Origin of the sequence: Janibacter sp. A1S7 (assembly GCF_037198315.1) — a bacterium.
Classification (GTDB): domain Bacteria; phylum Actinomycetota; class Actinomycetes; order Actinomycetales; family Dermatophilaceae; genus Janibacter; species Janibacter alittae.
In genome coordinates this window covers 642,361-659,373 of record NZ_CP144913.1, presented here as the reverse complement: position 1 = coordinate 659,373, position 17,013 = coordinate 642,361, and the positions used below count along the sequence as shown (strand labels likewise).

The window sequence follows — 17,013 nt, the reverse complement described above, 5'->3', positions numbered from 1 at the left end:
GGGCCGATCCTAGGTGGAGCCGGGCCCGCACCGGTTGGGTGTGCGTCACCCGCGGGTGATAGACCCTTGACAATGAGCACCCACCGCGATGCCCGACCGGGGCCCCCCTTCCCCGCTGTGCTCATCGTCATCGGGGTCGCGCTGATCTCGATCAACCTGCGCCCGGGGGCCACCTCCATCGGTCCCCTCCTGGAGGAGCTGAGCGCCTCCCTCTCCCTGACCCCCACGCTCGCAGGCGTGCTCACGGCGTTGCCCGGCTTCGCCTTCGCCCTGGCCGGCGGCGTGGCCGTCGCCCTCGCCCGTCGGGTGGGCCTGTCCAAGGGCATCACCCTCGGTGTCGCGGCCCTCGTGATCACCCTGCTCCTGCGGGTGCTGACCGACTCCGCGCTCGTCTTCATCGTCCTGACCTCGGTCGGTCTGGCCGGCATGGGGCTGGGCAACGTCCTGGTCCCGGCGTGGATCAAGGCCCACTCGCGCGACGGAGGCGTGCGACTGATGACGATCTACGGCATGGGCCTGACCATCGGGGGCTCGATGGGTCCCCTCCTGGCGGCACCGGTGGCAGAGGTCGCCCCGGGTCAGTGGCGAGGCGCCCTCGGTCTCTGGGGACTGGTGGCACTGCTCGCCCTCGTGCCGTGGCTGGTGATCAGCGCCAAGGACCGCGTGCACCGGCGGGCCGGCAGCGAGCTCAGCGGGCGAATGCTCCACTCACCGACCGCCCTGGCCCTGACCGTCCTCTTCGGCATGCAGTCGATGAACGCCTACGTCCAGTTCGGCTGGCTGCCCCAGATCTACCGGGACGCCGGGTTGTCCGCGACGTCGGCCGGCGCCTACACCTCCATCGTCACCGGCCTGGGCGTCCTCGGTGGGTTGATGATGCCGACGGTCATCGACCGGGGTCGGGGCCTGCACGTGTGGATGATCGCCTTCGGCGTTCTCGCCGCGGGCGGCTACCTCGGGCTGCTCGTCGCCCCGGCCGTGCTCCCGTGGTTGTGGGCGATGCTGCTCGGCGTGTCCGGCTTCGCGTTCCCGACCGCGATCGCGCTGATCACCGCCCGCTCACGGGACCCCCGTGTGACGGCTCAGCTGTCCGGGTTCGTCCAGCCGGTCGGCTACCTGCTCGCCGGGATGGGCCCCCTCGCCGTCGGGGCGCTGCACGCCGCCACGGGTGGATGGACGGTCGTCCTCTCGCTGCTCGCGCTCAGCGGCCTCGGGATCACCCTCGCCGGTCTGCGCGTGGCCAAGCCGGTCTTCGTCGACGACGAGATGGCGGCGAGGATCACCTGACTCCCTCCCACCCGACCGGGCACGCATGGGTGGCGGCACCCGGGTCCGGGCCGTCGATGATCTCGCGGTCCAGCGCCGTGCCGGTCCCGGCGAGCGTCGGCACCTCCGTCCGGTGGGGTGCCCTCAGCGGGTGAGCAGGTCCTGCAGGACGACCGCCTGGTTGTGGTGGCGGTCGGCAGCGCCGAAGAGCAGGGTCACCCGCCCGTGGTCGGCGACGATCTGCTGCAGCTGCTGCCACGCGTCGGTGCCCTCGAGCTCCTGCGCGTACTTCGTGGCGAACTCGTCGAAACGCTCCGGGTCGTGGCCGAACCACTGGCGCAGCTCGGTGGACGGGCCGACGTCCTTGAGCCAGTCGTCCAGGGCGGCATCCTCCTTGCTCACCCCCCGAGGCCATACCCGGTCGACGAGCACCCTGTGGCCATCGCCGCTGGCCGGCTCGTCACGGACGGATCGGACGTGGACCTGGTCGCGCGTGCTCATCCACCGACCGTACTGTGGCCACGGGCGACCCGACCACCCAGCCACGCGTGGACCATCGCGACCGTGGCGAGGACCCAGGCCAGGAGCGCCACCCACAGCCAGGCCGCCCCGATCCGCTCGACGATGGGCAGCGAGTCCGCCCTGCCGAGGTACATCCCGGCGACCGCGTACATGCCGAGGGGGAAGACGATGCTCCACCACGTGGCCTCGTACCGCAGTGGGACCCGGTGCACGACGTGGCGCCACACGCCCACGGCGAAGAGCACCGGGATCAGCCACGTGGCCCAGGCCCACCCGAGCACGGCCAGTCCTCCGATGAGGCCGCCGGTGGCCTCGACGATCGGCGTCGAATCCATCTCGACGATCTTCGCGCCGGCGACCACCGTGATGGCCATGGCGCCCATGGAGACCCAGTAGGGCGGGTTGAGGTCCTGCGGGGAGAACGGGTAGAGCAGGATCCGCAGCGCGACGAAGACCGCGCATGCCGCGTACAGCACGACGCCCACCGACCATGCGGACACCGCGAGCGCGGCGATCTCGTCGCGACCCGCGGTCACGTGCGGCTCGATGCTCGCTGCTGCGGTGGCGACCGACTGGCTCGCCACGACCCAGATGAACCAGGTGCCGTTGACGTGCTGCAGCACGGGTCGTTCGGCACGACCCAACGCCGCTGCCCAGGGAACGCCGTAGCCGAGGAAGAGGCCGACCGTCGCGGCGAAGGCGAGCAGGCCGGCGCTCACCGGCCAGCTGACCTCGGCCAACCGGACAGCGAGGACGTCCGTGCCGGCGATGAGCGTGAAGAAGCCGAAGGCCACCACGGGGTCGTGCAGGTCAGCGACCACCCGATCGCGGTGGAGCAGGCAACGCAGGACGAGCGCGACGAGAAGCAGCACCCAGGCGACCACGCCGATGCCGAGGAGAATTCGGGAGGCGGTGACGAACCCCTGCTGCGCCATCCCGACCGAGACGATGCCCGTCGCCATCACGAAGGCGAAGGAGCCCGGGTGCAGGGCCGTGATGGCCTCGCGCACGCGGCCCATCAGGCGCGGAGGTCGCGCGGCTCGACAGGGTGCGCCACGACGGTCATCCCCCCATGGTGCCAGCGCAGGCGAAGGGGACGCGCCTGCCCTCGTCGTCAGCGAGCGCGGGCGACGAGCGCGAGCGCAGCTGCGACCACGAGCGCGGCGGCCAGGGCGAGGCCGTGGATGTCGGCTAGGGCGAGCTTGACGACGGTGACAGCGACGACCACCCCGAATGCGACGAGGCGGCGCGGTCCGCGTTCCGGCGCGAGCGCCAGCGCCGTCACCGCGAGAAACATCGTCGCCATCGAGTTCCCGGCTCCCGCGTCACCGAAGGTCAGGACCGTCAGGACGTTGCCCACGACCCCACCGGTGACGAGGAGCGCGGCCACCACCCGGGTTCGCAGCACCGGCTGCACCAGGATGAGGGTGAAGGCCAGCGTGGCGAGGTTGAAGGCGGTGCCGTACCAGCCCCCGTCCTGCAGGACCATCGAGGTCACGAGGCGCCACCACTGGCCGGCGAGGATCGCCGCGCTCTCCCGTTGGCCGGACTCCAGCATCCCCGGGAGGACGAACTGCAGCAGCGAGGGGATCGCCACCACGCACCAGAGCGCGAGGATGCCCCACCGTGGCCGCTGCAGTCGCTCCTCCTCCCGCAACCCTGCCCACACAGCCGCGAAGACGACCCAGGTGGACAGCTGGACGAGCAGGCTCACCCGGTCACGCTACAACCGCACGCTCTCCCGGCCCGGCTCGCGGCGGTGGTAACGGTGGTCCGGGGGTGCCCATGCCCGACGTCGGCTGAACGATCGGCCGGACCTGTCGGCGACACCTCTGCCGGCACGTCTCACCCGCGGCGCGGCGTGCGAGTCCGGCTCATCGTGTCGACCGGTGCCGGCCCCCGTTCCGTGACCGGTGAGCGTTGATCAGGTGGCGGGTCGAGTGGGCAACGAAGGGGGCGCCCGCGCGCATCTGGGTGTCGAGCTGGCGGAGCGCGCCCTCGTACCCGGCGACGGTGAAATCCGGAACCCACCACACGCACTTGCGCAGGATCCACACGACGGCACCCACATCGAAGAACTCCATCCGACAGCGCGCAGTCTGCACGTCCTCCACGGTCAGTCCCGCCTCCGATGCGGCCGCGACCTCCCGAACGGGGTCCCGCTCCTTGCGCTCCTGCGGTAGCGGCCCGAGGAAGTACTCGATGAGCTCGAACGCCGACGCCGGGCCGACGTGCTGGGCGAGGTAGCGGCCACCGGGCTGCAGGACTCGAACAATCTCCGGCCAGTCCGGGCGCACCGGGTGTCTGGCGGTGACCAGGTCGAAGGTCCCGGACGGAAGAGGCAGCAGCCCGTCCTCGGCGGCCTGGACGATCCGCACGCCCCGCGGACCCAGCAGTTCGCGCGCTCGGGTGAGGTTGGGAGCCCAGGACTCCGAGACGACCATGTGAGGCGGGAGCGCGGCAGCTTCCGCCACGATTTCGCCACCACCGGTGTCGATGTCCAGCGCCGACTGCGCGCGGGCCAGCCGTTCGGCCAGGAGCCGGGCATATCCCCACGGTGGCCGCTCTTCACTCGCTCGCCCATCCAGCCAGTCGAAGCCCCACCCATGAACATCGGCCGCTTCGGCTTCAGCAACCAGTTCGTCGAACGAACGCATACCCGCACAGTGCCTGCCACGGACGACCGAGGCAATCCGGTGTCGGCACGGGCAGTGTCCACGCGTGTCGGTCGGTGCGCCGGAGAGGGTTGCCTCCCACGGTGCGATGCGCCTGTGTGGGCGGCACTCACTCGCCTTCCGATTCCCTAGAAGACACTTGACTGTATATACAGAGGAACATATATTAAATCCATGGCTCCTCACCAGACGACCTCTCGCCCGATCCCGGTGATGTCGCCGGCCCTCTCGCTGACTGACTCGGTGACGTCATGACCGTCGCCACCATCGAGGTACTCAGGGCCATCGCCGAGCCCAGCAGGCACGCCATCGTGGAGTTGCTACGGGAGGGCGCCAGACCAGTGGGCGAGATCGCAACAGCGCTCGACATCCGGCAACCACACGCATCACGACACCTGCGCATCCTCGCCGAGGCGGGCGTCGTCAGCGCGCGCAGCGCCGCACAGTCGCGCATCTACCGGCTCGAACCCGCCGCGTTCGACTCACTCGAGCAGTGGCTGGGTACGTTCGCGGAGATCTGGACGGATCGGGCCGACCGGCTCGAGACCTACCTGGAACAGGTTGCCGAAGAGGACGAGGAGCAGGGGCGATGACGACCGTCACCCGCGACCGCGAGGGCAAGCGGTTGATCGTCGAGCGTGACGTTCGCGGCTCCGCGCCGCTGGTCTGGGCCTGCTGGACCGAAGCCGCCCGGCTGCGTCAGTGGTGGGGACCGCACGGCTGGCGCACCGACGTGCTCGAGCTCGACCTGCGGATCGGGGGACGCTGGCGGTACCGACTAAGCCCCGACCGCGAGCACGACCTCCTCGAAGAGCACTGGGGCACGGCGACGTACGAGATCATCGATGCGCCCACCCTGCTGCGCTTCCTCGACGCCTCCAGCTCGCCTGACGGGTCCGTGACAGCAGGCAGCGAGATGCCCACCAACGTGCGCATCACCCCCTCCAGTCCCGGCCGGACGGTCGTCACGATCACCATCGGATTCCGCACCCTCGACGACCTGGAACAGGCCGAGGCGCAGGGGATGGTCGAGGGCTTCACAGACACACTCGAACGCCTCCACCACTACACGGCCGCGACTCCGCAGCAGGGCTCAACCCCATGACCGCCACCGGGAAGAGGAACACGACCATGCCCACCACCCAACGCACCGAAGCTGCCGTCGCCTCCGCTGACGGAACCCGCATTTCCTACGACGTGCAAGGGCGCGGTCCCACCGTCATCCTCATCAGCCAAGCCCTGGCCGACCGAAAGGACCACCGCCGGCTCGCCGCCGCCCTCGCCCCGGCCCACACCGTCATCAACTACGACCGCCGGGGTCGAGGCTCAAGCACCGACACCACGCCCTGGTCGATCGACTGCGAAGTCGAGGACATCCGTGCCCTGATCGACGCGCACGGCCCCCGCGCCAGCCTCATCGGGGCCTCGGCCGGCGCGGTACTGGCGCTCGAGGCGGCATCCGGGCTCGGCGAGCGCATCGAGCGAGTCGTCGCCTACGAGGCCCCGGTGATCGTCGACGCCGCTCGACCCGCTGTTCCGCGCGAATTCGCCGGGCACCTGGGCGATCTCGTGCGCGAAGGGCGCAACTCACAAGCGGTCGCGGAGTTCTTCCGTGGCGCACTGGGCATCTCAGCGATCGGTGCCCGAATGACCCGACTGATGATCCCACTGTGGAGGAGCATGACAGCGATGGCGCAGACCACCGAGTACGACCTGACCATGTGCCACGGGCTGCAGGACGGCAAGCCCCTGCCTGCCGGCCGGTGGGACGGAGTCCGTGCCGACGTCCTCGTGCTCGTCGGTGAACGCAGCGCCCCCTTCATGCACAGTGGCTCGCTGGCCATCGCCGAACACCTGAACGCGAAGTGCACGGTCGTCCCCAGAGCGCACCACGCCACGCTCACCATGCAGCCGAGGACCGCACTGCCACTGATCGAGGAGTTCCTCGCCCACAACCCGTGACGCTGGCACGGAGGGGAGCCTCAGTCAGTGCTGTTGAGAATCAGTCGGATCGCTTCGTTCGGTACGTCCCACTGTGGAAAGTGACCGCATCGATCGAACCAGTGCAACACTGCACCGGGGAATCGCTCCGTCGCACGTGCGGCCTGTCTCGGCAGGGTGACCAGATCGCGACGACCCCACCCGATCGTGACCCGGCCGGGCACAGTGTCGGCCGGCGCTCCCTCTTGCCTGGGCCCTGTGGTCAGTGCGTCCATCGCAGCTCCAGTCGCCGGGGAGTCGACCAGCCCGCGCACGTCCGGCAGCACGGTCGTGCGCGAGAGCGCCCACGGCCGCGCCGACAGCTGCGCCAGCAGCAGAGTCCTCCCCACGGGGCTGCCGAGCAGTACCGGCAGCATGCCTCGTAGCGCACGGACCACAGCGATCGACGGGCGCAGCGTAGCGCCGAAGAAGACGAGCTCGCGGTCACTCCAGAAGCCGCCCGGGTCCAACGCCACGGTATCGCCCCCGACGCCCCGCCGCGCGAGCTCGAGCACTATGCGGCCCCCCATCGACTGGCCGACGGTCGACACCCCGTCCAGTCCCTGTTCGCGGATGAAGTCCGCCACGGAGTCGGTCAGGCTGGCGATGGAGACCTCGCCGGTCGACAGCGGCGTCTGGCCGAAACCCGGGAGGTCGATGGCGATGACCTCACGGTGCTCGGCCAGTTCATCGAGGATCGGGGACCAGGACCGCCACCCGGCGCCCAGACCATGAACCAGCAACAGCGGCCGGCCACTCCCGTGCCTCACGTGATTCAACGTCATACCGGCAACGCTAACCCACGCCGACCTCGGCGCGTTCGACTCCGCAGCAGGACCGGTCAGGGATCCGGCATCCGATCCCTGCCCCGGTCGCGCCGGTCGGTGACATCCAGCGTCGTGACGGGCACCCGCCCCCAGCCGTGCCGCGTGGTGACAAAGACGAACACCGACACGCTCGCGGGATGAACGATCCGTCGTGACGCGACCAATACATAGTGTGCTATCTTCTTTCGATCGGCTATGTGAATGGATGATGATCATGAGCACTTTCGCCACCACGACGCACAGCGCCACGACACGGCGGCGCAGGACCCCTCGCCGTGTCCGCGAGCGTCAGCGGTTCGCGCACCTGCTGGCCGGGGCGGTGCTGCTGGCGTATGTCTACGCCGCTCCGCTGCTGGGGCCGGGCTTCGCATCAGCGGTGCGTTGGGTGGTGGTGCCGGTTCTGGTGATCTCGGGGATCGCCCTGTGGCAGTGGCATCGGGTCCGCGCCGCGGTACGCCGAAGGCAGCGGCCATGAGCGCGGAGGAGGCATTCAGCCCGCAGTCCTCTCTGGGCTACCAGGTCAATCACCTGGCGCGGCTGCTGGCCGCAGCGTTGCGGGAGCGGATCGAGCCGCTGGGGGTTGTCCCTGGCCAGTTCGCGCAGCTGCTGGTGTTGTACGAGCAGGACGGCCTGACCCAGGGCGAGCTGTGCGCGCGGGTGCACGTCGAGCAACCGACGATGGCCAACACGCTGGCACGGATGCAGCGAGACGGGCTCATCGACCGGGTCCCGGACCCGCACGACAAGCGCCGCTCACTGGTGATGCTGACCGCCAGGGCCCGCGCGTTGCGCGGCGACCTGGTCGCTGCTGCGCGGGCCGTGAACGCGACCGCCACCCGGGGCCTCGGGACCGCTGAGGCCACGGTACTGATGTCGACGATCAACGCCGCCATCACCAACCTGAGCAGCGACACCGATCACCTGGCGCATCCACCAGATCACCCGTGAGGACCAGAGGTGAGGACATGACCGCGATCAACCGCACGTTCACCGAACACACGCATGGGCCAGTCTTGTCGCGCTGGATCCGAGGTGGTGGAGGGCCCGATACGATCATGAGGTGGACGACGACATGCTGTCCGGTCTCGAGCCGTTCACGCGGGTGCTGCGGGTTCCGGCGTGACGGGTCCTGCGATCCTCCACGGACACGACGTGGTGCTCGTGCCCGTCGCGACCGAGCATGTGCAGGAGTTGCGCCGTATCCTCGGCACGCCCCAGGTGCGGGCGCGGTGGCGGAATGAAGACACCTCCCCACACTGGCCCTTCGACGACGACTCGGTGACGCGCTTCGCCGTGACGCTCGACGGCGCCGTACGCGGCATGGTGCAGTACGACGAGGAGGACGACGACGACTATCGGCATGCGTCCATCGACATCTTCCTCGATCCGGTGGTTCACGGCCGCGGCGTGGGCCGCGACGCGGTGGCCACCCTTGCCCACCATCTGGTGCACGCGCGCACGCATCATCGGCTGGTGATCGACCCCGCGGCCGACAACGAGCAGGCGATTCGCTGCTACACGGCGGTCGGCTTCCGACCCGTCGGAATCATGCGCCACCATGAGCGCGACAGTGACGGTGGTGGCTGGCACGACTGCCTGCTCATGGATCTTCTCGCCGAGGAACTTGCTCGGCATCCCCACTGACCGCGACCGCAGTCAGTGGTGCAGTTGCCCGGGCCATCCCGCACCGGGGCCCCCTACCAGCACGACGGCTGAACACGTACTGCCAGGAGGCCCACACCGCGGAACCGGGGCAGATCACTCATGGCAGGACCGGGCTGCTCCTGGGTTCACGCTTGCTGTTGAGCGCGAACGCTGTCACGGCCGGCGGTGGTGGCCGTGGGAGTCGACGGTGCGGTGTGGGGCCAGGTCCAGGCAGACCGCAGGATGATGGCCAGAACGATCAACTCCAGTACGACACCGAGACCGTAGAAGTACATCCAGGGCTCGCCCACCTCGCCCACCACGTTGAATGCCGCGAAGGGTATCTGTAGCGAGGCCACGATGAGGTTCATGATGCGGTTGACCCGGGCCGGTAGCGACATCGAAAGCACGATCATGACGATCGGGACCGCCAAGAGGATCAACGCCGTGGTCGCCCAGGTCGGGGTGATGTCGAACTCGAAGACCCTGCTGTCGAGGATGTCCTCGACGACACCGGGCTTGTAGAAGTTGAGGATGTCGACGTAGACATACAGGAACATGAAGCTCGTCCACGCTGCGGCGAGCTTGGCGCCCACCGGGATCGTCTGGTCTTCCAGCGTGGCGGCGGCGGCTTGACGTGTTCTCATCATGGGCTCCTTTGTCCTGGTGGGGATCGGTAGGTCCACGATCGCTGAGCCCGGCGGCGCGCACCTCAGCCGGCAGGCCCGGGTTCACCCGGCCGATGGCATGGTGGCCATCTCGTTCTTTCGGCGGGTACGCCGCGGTGCGTCGATCCCTAGGCTGGATCCGTGGTCACCGTTCGGCGCTCCATCTGGCATGAGCCACGGCCTGTTGACGTCCCACCCATCGGTCGTCTCGACTGGCTGCTGGTGGGCGGGTTCGCGGCCGTCGCCGTGGTTGAGGGCATGGCTCGGTCGGGTGTGGCCTGGCGACCACTGGTGACGGTGCTCGCCGTGGCGGTGATCCCTGCCCTGCTCTGGCGCCGGAAGCGCCCGCTGGTGTCCACCCTGGCCGGGTGGGGTGTCGCTGGGCTGCTCTCGGTCCTCCAGTTGACTGTGCACGCCGAGGACGTGGGCCTCTACTCCATGATGGTCGTCCTGGTCCTGCTCTACTCCCTGGTGCGGTGGGGCTCGGGCCGGGAGATGGTTCTGGGTGCGGCGTTCGTGACGGTCGTCGTCGTGCTGGGGATGTCCGTCTCCTCTGCGGGGTGGGTCGACGTCTTCGGCGGGAGCGTCCTCCTGCTGTTGTTCGTCACCTTCGCGGTGGTGTTCCGCTACCGCGCGGACCTCTGGCACCGTCAACGGCAAGACATCCGCAACCACGAGCGGCTGGCGTTGGCGCGCGAGCTGCACGACACCATCGCCCACCACATCTCGGCCATCGCAGTTCAGGCGCAGGCAGGTGGCGTCGTCGCCGGCGTCCAGCCCGAGAGGGCTGCCGAGGTGCTCGCTGCGATCGAGGTCGAGGCGTCGCGGACCCTTGCAGAGATGAGAGCCATGGTGCGGGTGCTCCGTGAGGACGGACGTGGGGAGGAGACCGTCGCCTACTCGCCGCAACCCGGTGTTGCGGACCTGCTTGCCCTGGCGCGCGCCGACACGATCCCGGCGGTCGAGGTCTCGGTCGATGACCCGTCGACCCGACTGGCGCCGGCTGTGGACGCGGCGATCTACCGGCTCGCGCAGGAGTCGCTGACCAACGCCGTACGGCACGCCCGGGGCGTGACTCGCGTCCGGATCGACGTACGCCGTGAGGACAACGCCGTCAGGCTGCGTGTCAGCGACGACGGGCAGACCGAGCCGGGACCGGCTGCAGAACCCGGCTTCGGCTTGCTCGGCATGGCCGAACGCGCCCAGCTTCTCAGCGGCTCGCTCTTGGCGGGGCCGACGCCCGAGGGTGGCTGGGTGGTCGAGGCCGTGCTGCCCACGGGGGCGACGGCATGAGCATCCGTGTGGTCGTGGCGGACGACCAGGATCTCGTCCGCACCGGGCTGGTGATGATCCTCGGCGCCCAACCCGACCTCGAGGTCGTGGGGGAGGCGCCCGACGGGCTCGCCGCGCTCGATCTGGCGACGCGGCTGCGTCCTGACGTCCTCCTCGCCGACATCCGGATGCCCGGCCTCGACGGCGTCGAGGTGACGCGACGCCTGGCTGGCCCCGATGTGGCGGATCCGATGGCGGTCGTCGTCATCACCACCTTCGACCTCGACGAGTACGTCCTCGGCGCCCTCCGTGCCGGTGCCCGCGGGTTCCTGCTCAAGGACGCGGGGCCGGAGCTGCTTGTCCAGGCCATCCACGCTGCTGCCGCCGGAGATGCGCTGATCGCCCCCAATGTCACCCGCCGGCTGTTGGCAGCTTTCGCCGACCAGACGCCGGCTGTCCCGAGCCAACCCGTCGAACCCCTCACCGAGCGGGAGGAGGAGGTCCTCGCGCTGGTCGCACGAGGCCGAACCAACGCCGAGATCGGCACCGAGCTCTTCGTCGGCCTGAGCACGGTCAAGACCCACGTCGCCGCGTTGATGGCCAAACTCGGCGCCCGCAACCGGGTCGAGATCGCCATGTGGGCGTACACCACCCGGCGCGTGAGAGCCGATTAGCGTGTGGGCACAGCACACGGCGTCGGGCGAGAGCCCGGTGGCCCGCCGTCCGCGATACGAATGACATCGGGCAATCTGCGAAGGGGCCTCGTCGCGAACCTCCTCCATGGAGACCACATCCGCACATCACCCCTTTCGCGCCGCAGCTGCCCTGATCGGCGCCGTTGCCCTGATGACCGCGTGCGGGGGCAGCGACGCCGGGGAGTCCCCGTCCTCGACCTCCCCACCGTCCTCGACCTCGAGCTCGACGAGCCAGGGGACCGCGTCGGAGTCCGAGTCCGCCGACGAGGTCGTGATCACGATCTCGGACTTCGACTACTCGCTTCCCGACACGGTCCCTGCCGGCGCGACGATCACCGTCACCAACGAGGACGAGGTCGGGCACACCGTCACCGCTGACGAGGGCGACACGTTCGACGTCACTGTCGGCCCCGGCGAGACGGCGACCTTCGCCGCGCCGGAGACGGCCGGCGAGTACGCCTTCCACTGCACACCGCACCCCTACATGACCTCGACGTTGGTCGTCGAATGAGTCGGGCGGGCGAGCTCGCCCTCCGCGTCCTCGTGGTCGCGGCACTGACGGTGGACTGCGTCGTGCACCTGGATCTGGCCGACGCCATCCAGGTGGCCGCCCCCGGCGGCGTCGGGGGCGGCACGCTCTTTCGGACCCAGGCGGCCGCAGCCGGACTGGCAGCCGTGCTGCTGCTCGTCACCGGAGGTCGCTTCGCCTATGTCCTGGCCGGGGTGGTGGCACTGAGCGCCTTCGTCCCGGTGCTCCTCTACAGCTTCGTGGCGGTGCCGACCATCGGCCCGATCCCGTCCATGTACGACCCCACGTGGTACGACAAGAAGATCATCAGCGCCCTCGCCGAAGGCCTGGCCGTGCTGCTGGCCACCATTGGCGTCCTCGTCACCCGCGACCGTCCGGTCAGTCCTCGGAACTGACCTCGATGACGAGCTTGCCCCGGGCACCGCCCTCGCGGCTCAGGGCGAAGGCCTCGGCGACGTGCTCGAGCGGGAAGGTGCGGGCGATGTCGACGGTCAGCGCCCCTCGGGCGACCTCGTCGAGCAGCCGTCCCAGCCGTTCACCGTCCGGGCGCACCCAGACCCAGCGGCCACCGTGCTCCTCGACGCCGGGGTCGGCGACCGAGGCGAGTCGGCCCCCCTCGCGCAGCGCAGCGAGGGAGGCGTCGAGGACCCCTCCGACGAGGTCGGCCACGGCATCCACGCCGTCCGGCGCCACCTCGGCGAGCCGCTCGGCCAGGCCGTCACCATGGGCGATCGGTGTCACGCCGATGGCGGTGAGCTTGTCGTGGTTGGCCGGCGAGGCCGTCCCGATCACCGTCGCGCCGGCCGCCACCGCGAGCTGGCAGGCGAGGTGACCGACTCCTCCGGATGCGGCATGGACCAGGAGGGTGTCCCCCTTCGTCACCGCAAGGGTCTCCAGGACCCGCAGGGCGGTCAGCCCGGCCAGCGGCAGCGCCGCGGCCACGTCGTCGGTGACCCCGTCGGGCACGGCGGCCACGTCATCGACGCGGACGGTGACGTAGTCGGCGAAGGTACCGGCGGAGACGACCTGCTTGCGGGCATAGGCGGCCACGCGATCACCGGGGGTGAACTCCGGGGTGTCCGGCCCGACCGCGTCGACGACTCCGGCGACGTCCCAGCCGGGCACCACGGGGAAACGAGCGTCCATCAGCGGATCGAGGCCGCCGGACATCACCTTCCAGTCGACGGGGTTGACCGAGGCCCGGGTGACGCGGATGCGCACCTCGCTGGGCCCGACCTTCGGGTCCGGCCGCTCGACCATCCGCAGCTCGTCGTCGTCTCCGTACCGGTCATAAGTCAGTGCACGCATACCGGGGCCAACGATCCCGTGGCCGGGGTGCATTCCTCAGGTGACGAGCGGCACGAACCGGTAGCGGCCGTGAGTGGTCATCTCCGGCCCCCGGGGTCGATTGACGACCCGCACCATCTCCCCCGCGACCGGCATCACCATGACCCCCTCGGGGGCGAGCTGGTCGACGAGCTCGGCGGGCACCCTGTTCGCCTCCGCGGAGACGAGGATGCGGTCGAAGGGGGCGTGGTCGGGAGCACCGAGCACGTCCGGCTCCGCGCGACGCACCCGGGCCCACGGACGGTCGAACCCGGCGAGCGCCGCGCGGGAGGTCTCGACGAGGCGTGGGATGCGCTCGACGCCGATCACGGTCCCGCGGGCCCCGACCAGCTCGCCCAGCAGTGCCGTGGTCCACCCGGACCCGCTGCCGAGGTCGAGGACCACGTGGCCGGGCCGCACGTCCAGCAGGCGCAACATCGCCGCCACCGTGCTGGGTTGGGAGTTCGTCTGCTCGTCGCCGATGTCGATCGGTCGGTCCTCGCCGGCGCGTTCCCGATCACCCTCCCGGAGGAAGGCCGTCCGGGGCACCCGATCGAAGGCACGCTCGACGTCATCAGCACCCATCCGTCCATGGTGCGCGGGACCGCAACGGAAAGCCAGATCCCGGCCGTGTCGGTCCTCATCGTGGCCTCTCCGGCGAGCCGGCCCGGATGTGCGGATAATTGCCCACCATGTCCGGTCCTGTTTCCGTTGCCCTCTTCGCCGACCCGGGGCTACCCGCTCGGCTGGTCGATCGAATCCTGGCGAAGCCCTCGACGAGCAAGGACGGGGAGCAGTACGAGCTGCTGCACCGCCGCAGACAGATCCCGCTGCGCGAGGACGGGACCCTCGACCTGGACGAGGTCCGGGGGTGGTCCCGGGACGAGGGCACCGACGTGACCGTCATCATCACCGAGATCCCGCGCCTCGCCGGGCGGCGGACGAAGATGACCGCCGTCCACTTCGCCGAGCGGCTCATCGTGATCTCCCTGCCCGCGCTCGGCGGCTTCCGTCTCGAGGCCGCGCTGCGCAGGGCCCTGTACGACTCCCTGGACCTGCTGCTCAACCAGCAGGACACGGACGAGGAGGACTGCGAGGTCAGCTTCGGCGTCGTCCACGAGCAGCGCTCGAAAACCGGTCGCTCGCTCTACACCACCTCATCGCCGTGGTCGCCTGCGCACCTTCGCCTGGTGCTGGGGATGGTCCGCACCAACGAGCCCCTCCTGACCGCGCCCACGCTGTCCGGCGTCCTCGCCGCGGCCGGCGCCACGGGCGCCTTCGGCATCTTCTACTCCTCGATCTGGCGCATGGCCGAGGCGCTCCCCTCGTGGCGGTTGATGCTGATCACCGGCATGAGCATCGCCGCCATGGCGGCGTGGCTGATCTTCAGCAACCACCTGTGGGAGCCGCGCGGGAAGCTGGGCAGCCTGGCGGAGGCCACGCACTACAACATCTCCACCATCACGACCCTCCTGGTGAGCGTGACCATGCTGTACCTCGCGCTGTTCTTCGGGATCCTCACCGCAGCGGCCGTCGTCATCGACGCCAACTTCATGGCCACCACGATCGGGAAGCAGGTGAGCATGTGGAACTACGTCGACATCGCCTGGCTGAGCGCCTCGATGGGCACGGTGGCCGGCGCGCTCGGCTCGAACTTCGACAGCGAGGTCGACGTGCGCAACCTGACGAACGGCCGGCGGCAGGCCATGCGGTACTGGCAGAAGCGGGATACCGACGAGGACGCCCCCGGGGAGCTGACCCACCGGAGCAGTGGGTAGGGTCGCGGTCGTGTCGCGAGCCGGAAGGGAGGACGCGTGACGAAGTGGTTCCTGCTCGTGGGCGCGATCGTGTGCGAGGTCACGGCCTCGCTCTCCCTCAAGGCCGCACTCGAGGAACCGCTGTTCTACCTGGTCGTCGCCGCAGGGTTCGGCACCGCCTTCGCCTTGCTGGCCGCCGTGCTGCGGCGTGGCATGGGCATCGGGGTGGCCTACGGGATCTGGTCCGCGACCGGTGTGGTCCTCACCACCGTCCTGTCCTCGGTCATCTACGGCGAGACGGTGACCGGGTTGATGGGTCTCGGGATCGCGCTGATCATCGCGGGCGTCCTGCTCGTCGAGCTCGGCTCGCACGACGCCGAAGCCGTTCACGAGGTGAACCCGTGAGCGCATGGCTCTACCTGACCGTCGCCGTCATCGCCGAGGTCGGCGGGACACTCTCCCTTCGCCTTGCCGCCACCGGTCAGCGGATCTGGTACCTGGCCGTGACCACCGGCTATGTCATCGCCTTCACGGGTCTGGCCACCGCCCTGGACCGCGGCATGCCACTCGGGGTCGCCTACGGGATCTGGGCCGCCGCCGGAGTCGCACTCACGGCGATCGGGTCACGGGTGTTCTTCGGCGAACCGCTGACCAGGGTCATGGCACTGGGGATCACCCTGATCATGGTGGGCGTCCTGCTCGTCGAGGTCGGCGCCGCACACTGACCGGCGGCGGTGCACCGGCCCGTCGCGGTCACCCGCCGACCGTGTCCCGACGCGGACCGTTACCCGACGGTAACTATTCGGACACGTCCACCCACGCGCATCCCCGGGCGAGCGCGCGGACGGACATGGTGTGACCCATGGACTCAGCCCTGATCACCGCCGGACTGCCGATCGCCCTGGCCATCATCATGTTCGGCCTGGGCCTGTCCCTGACCGTGGGCGACTTCGCGCGCGTGGCGCGCGAGCCCAAGGCCGTGACCATCGTGCTCGTCGTCCAGATCCTGGTCCTTCCCGTCATCGCCTTCGGTCTGGTCACCGCCTTCGGCCTTCCCCCACTCCTGGCCGTCGGGGTCATGCTCCTCGCGGCGTCACCGGGCGGGACCACGGCGAACCTCTTCAGCCACCTGTTCCGTGGGGACATCGCGCTGAACATCACCCTCACCGCCATCAACTCGGTGCTCGCGGCCGTCACCATCCCGCTCATCACCAACCTCGCCATCAGCCACTTCGGCGCGGAGGGCCAGCTCGGTCTGCAATTCGGCAAGGTCGCCGGCGTCGTCGCCCTGGTGCTCGTGCCGGTGGTCCTCGGCATGCTCGTGCGGCGTGCCCGGCCGCCAGTCGCCGCGCGTGCGGACCGGCCGGTCCGGGTCTTCTCGATCGTCGTCCTCGTCGCGATCATCATCGGTGCGGTTCTCCAGGAGCGCGAGAACATCCTCGACTATCTGTCCCAGGTCGGGCTCGTCACCGGCCTCTTCTGTCTGCTGAGCCTGACGATCGGGTACGGGGCCGCGCTCCTGCTGCGCCTGTCCCACGCCCAGGCCGTCGCCGCATCCATGGAGATCGGCATCCACAACACGACGATCGCGCTCACGATCGCCATCAGCGTGCTGGGCAGCACGACTGTCGCCATGCCGAGCGCCGTGTACTCGCTGCTGATGTACCCGCTCGCCACGGCCTTCGGTGTCGCCATCACCCGGGGGCACCGGGCTGCTGCTCCCGCGTCCGCGACGGGGTCGCTCCGCGCCTGACCCGGTGGCGGCAGGGGCGCCGCGTCTGCGCCGCCCCGTGTACGTCCACGTCCTCCTCCACTAGCGTGATGGCTCCCGGCGCCCCCGCCGGACCGATCA

The 17,013-nt window shown here is 69.8% G+C and carries 23 protein-coding genes; 15 read left to right on the top strand and 8 right to left on the bottom strand.

Annotation, left to right across the window (positions count from 1 at the left end; genetic code table 11):
- The first annotated feature begins 72 nt into the window (after positions 1-72).
- Positions 73-1,287, top strand: coding sequence for an MFS transporter (locus V1351_RS03300; protein WP_338750678.1), 1,215 nt, complete (start codon positions 73-75; stop codon positions 1,285-1,287).
- Positions 1,288-1,410: 123 nt separating this feature from the next.
- Here the strand turns inward: V1351_RS03300 and V1351_RS03295 are convergent, their stop codons facing one another.
- The 4 genes from V1351_RS03295 to V1351_RS03280 form a co-directional block, all read right to left on the bottom strand.
- Complete coding sequence (locus V1351_RS03295; protein ID WP_338750676.1) at positions 1,411-1,767, bottom strand: DUF488 domain-containing protein; 357 nt, start codon at positions 1,765-1,767, stop codon at positions 1,411-1,413.
- Positions 1,764-2,807, bottom strand: coding sequence for a tellurite resistance/C4-dicarboxylate transporter family protein (locus V1351_RS03290; protein WP_422389003.1), 1,044 nt, complete (start codon positions 2,805-2,807; stop codon positions 1,764-1,766). The genes V1351_RS03295 and V1351_RS03290 overlap by 4 nt, the downstream gene beginning before the upstream one ends.
- A 95-nt stretch (positions 2,808-2,902) precedes the next feature.
- A complete protein-coding gene (locus V1351_RS03285; protein ID WP_338750672.1) occupies positions 2,903-3,502 on the bottom strand; it encodes a hypothetical protein in 600 nt (199 codons plus the stop codon).
- 160 nt (positions 3,503-3,662) lie between these two features.
- Positions 3,663-4,445, bottom strand: a complete 783-nt coding sequence (locus V1351_RS03280; protein ID WP_338750670.1) for a class I SAM-dependent methyltransferase — start codon at positions 4,443-4,445, stop codon at positions 3,663-3,665.
- 269 nt (positions 4,446-4,714) lie between these two features.
- Here V1351_RS03280 and V1351_RS03275 point away from each other — a divergent pair, with 269 nt between their 5' ends.
- The 3 genes from V1351_RS03275 to V1351_RS03265 are packed head-to-tail and all read left to right on the top strand — an operon-like array spanning position 4,715 to position 6,425.
- Positions 4,715-5,056 carry an ArsR/SmtB family transcription factor gene (locus V1351_RS03275; protein WP_338750668.1) on the top strand — a complete coding sequence of 114 codons (342 nt, stop codon included), beginning with the start codon at positions 4,715-4,717 and terminating at the stop codon, positions 5,054-5,056.
- Positions 5,053-5,568, top strand: coding sequence for an SRPBCC family protein (locus V1351_RS03270; protein WP_338750666.1), 516 nt, complete (start codon positions 5,053-5,055; stop codon positions 5,566-5,568). The genes V1351_RS03275 and V1351_RS03270 overlap by 4 nt, the downstream gene beginning before the upstream one ends.
- A 26-nt stretch (positions 5,569-5,594) precedes the next feature.
- Complete coding sequence (locus V1351_RS03265) at positions 5,595-6,425, top strand: alpha/beta fold hydrolase (RefSeq protein WP_338750664.1); 831 nt, start codon at positions 5,595-5,597, stop codon at positions 6,423-6,425.
- Between the two features lie 20 nt (positions 6,426-6,445).
- On the opposite strand, the gene V1351_RS03260 is transcribed toward V1351_RS03265, so the two are convergent.
- Complete coding sequence (locus V1351_RS03260) at positions 6,446-7,228, bottom strand: alpha/beta fold hydrolase (RefSeq protein WP_338750662.1); 783 nt, start codon at positions 7,226-7,228, stop codon at positions 6,446-6,448.
- 247 nt (positions 7,229-7,475) lie between these two features.
- Here V1351_RS03260 and V1351_RS03255 point away from each other — a divergent pair, with 247 nt between their 5' ends.
- The 3 genes from V1351_RS03255 to V1351_RS03245 all read left to right on the top strand — a co-directional run bounded on the left by V1351_RS03255 (position 7,476) and on the right by V1351_RS03245 (position 8,914).
- Positions 7,476-7,745 carry a hypothetical protein gene (locus V1351_RS03255; RefSeq protein ID WP_338750660.1) on the top strand — a complete coding sequence of 90 codons (270 nt, stop codon included), beginning with the start codon at positions 7,476-7,478 and terminating at the stop codon, positions 7,743-7,745.
- Complete coding sequence (locus V1351_RS03250) at positions 7,742-8,218, top strand: MarR family winged helix-turn-helix transcriptional regulator (protein WP_338750658.1); 477 nt, start codon at positions 7,742-7,744, stop codon at positions 8,216-8,218. The genes V1351_RS03255 and V1351_RS03250 overlap by 4 nt, the downstream gene beginning before the upstream one ends.
- Positions 8,219-8,404: 186 nt before the next feature.
- Positions 8,405-8,914, top strand: a complete 510-nt coding sequence (locus V1351_RS03245; RefSeq protein ID WP_422389015.1) for a GNAT family N-acetyltransferase — start codon at positions 8,405-8,407, stop codon at positions 8,912-8,914.
- A 146-nt stretch (positions 8,915-9,060) separates the two neighbouring features.
- On the opposite strand, the gene V1351_RS03240 is transcribed toward V1351_RS03245, so the two are convergent.
- Positions 9,061-9,600 carry a DUF6326 family protein gene (locus tag V1351_RS03240; protein ID WP_338750654.1) on the bottom strand — a complete coding sequence of 180 codons (540 nt, stop codon included), beginning with the start codon at positions 9,598-9,600 and terminating at the stop codon, positions 9,061-9,063.
- A gap of 288 nt (positions 9,601-9,888) precedes the next feature.
- On the opposite strand from V1351_RS03240, the gene V1351_RS03235 reads away from it, so the two are divergent.
- From V1351_RS03235 to V1351_RS03220, 4 genes are all read left to right on the top strand, one after another.
- Positions 9,889-10,875, top strand: coding sequence for a sensor histidine kinase (locus V1351_RS03235; protein WP_338750652.1), 987 nt, complete (start codon positions 9,889-9,891; stop codon positions 10,873-10,875).
- Positions 10,872-11,528, top strand: coding sequence for a response regulator transcription factor (locus tag V1351_RS03230; RefSeq protein ID WP_338750650.1), 657 nt, complete (start codon positions 10,872-10,874; stop codon positions 11,526-11,528). Before V1351_RS03235 ends, V1351_RS03230 begins: the two co-directional genes overlap by 4 nt.
- A 106-nt stretch (positions 11,529-11,634) precedes the next feature.
- Positions 11,635-12,060 carry a cupredoxin domain-containing protein gene (locus V1351_RS03225; protein WP_338750648.1) on the top strand — a complete coding sequence of 142 codons (426 nt, stop codon included), beginning with the start codon at positions 11,635-11,637 and terminating at the stop codon, positions 12,058-12,060.
- On the top strand, positions 12,057-12,473 hold the full coding sequence (locus V1351_RS03220; protein ID WP_338750646.1) for a hypothetical protein: 417 nt from the start codon (positions 12,057-12,059) through the stop codon (positions 12,471-12,473). The genes V1351_RS03225 and V1351_RS03220 overlap by 4 nt, the downstream gene beginning before the upstream one ends.
- Here the strand turns inward: V1351_RS03220 and V1351_RS03215 are convergent.
- On the bottom strand, positions 12,457-13,386 hold the full coding sequence (locus V1351_RS03215) for an NADP-dependent oxidoreductase (RefSeq protein ID WP_338750644.1): 930 nt from the start codon (positions 13,384-13,386) through the stop codon (positions 12,457-12,459). The genes V1351_RS03220 and V1351_RS03215 overlap by 17 nt on opposite strands.
- 36 nt (positions 13,387-13,422) lie before the next feature.
- Positions 13,423-13,989, bottom strand: coding sequence for a protein-L-isoaspartate O-methyltransferase family protein (locus tag V1351_RS03210; protein WP_338750642.1), 567 nt, complete (start codon positions 13,987-13,989; stop codon positions 13,423-13,425).
- Positions 13,990-14,096: 107 nt separating this feature from the next.
- Here V1351_RS03210 and V1351_RS03205 point away from each other — a divergent pair, with 107 nt between their 5' ends.
- From V1351_RS03205 to V1351_RS03190, 4 genes are all read left to right on the top strand, one after another.
- Positions 14,097-15,182: a hypothetical protein gene (locus tag V1351_RS03205; protein ID WP_338750640.1), complete on the top strand. Its 1,086-nt coding sequence runs from the start codon at positions 14,097-14,099 to the stop codon at positions 15,180-15,182.
- A 36-nt stretch (positions 15,183-15,218) separates the two neighbouring features.
- Complete coding sequence (locus V1351_RS03200; protein WP_338750638.1) at positions 15,219-15,566, top strand: DMT family transporter; 348 nt, start codon at positions 15,219-15,221, stop codon at positions 15,564-15,566.
- Positions 15,563-15,886, top strand: a complete 324-nt coding sequence (locus V1351_RS03195) for a DMT family transporter (protein ID WP_338750636.1) — start codon at positions 15,563-15,565, stop codon at positions 15,884-15,886. The genes V1351_RS03200 and V1351_RS03195 overlap by 4 nt, the downstream gene beginning before the upstream one ends.
- A 137-nt stretch (positions 15,887-16,023) precedes the next feature.
- The gene (locus V1351_RS03190) at positions 16,024-16,914 is read left to right on the top strand and encodes a bile acid:sodium symporter family protein (RefSeq protein ID WP_338750634.1); all 891 of its coding nucleotides are present in this window, start codon (positions 16,024-16,026) and stop codon (positions 16,912-16,914) included.
- Positions 16,915-17,013: the final 99 nt, after the last annotated feature.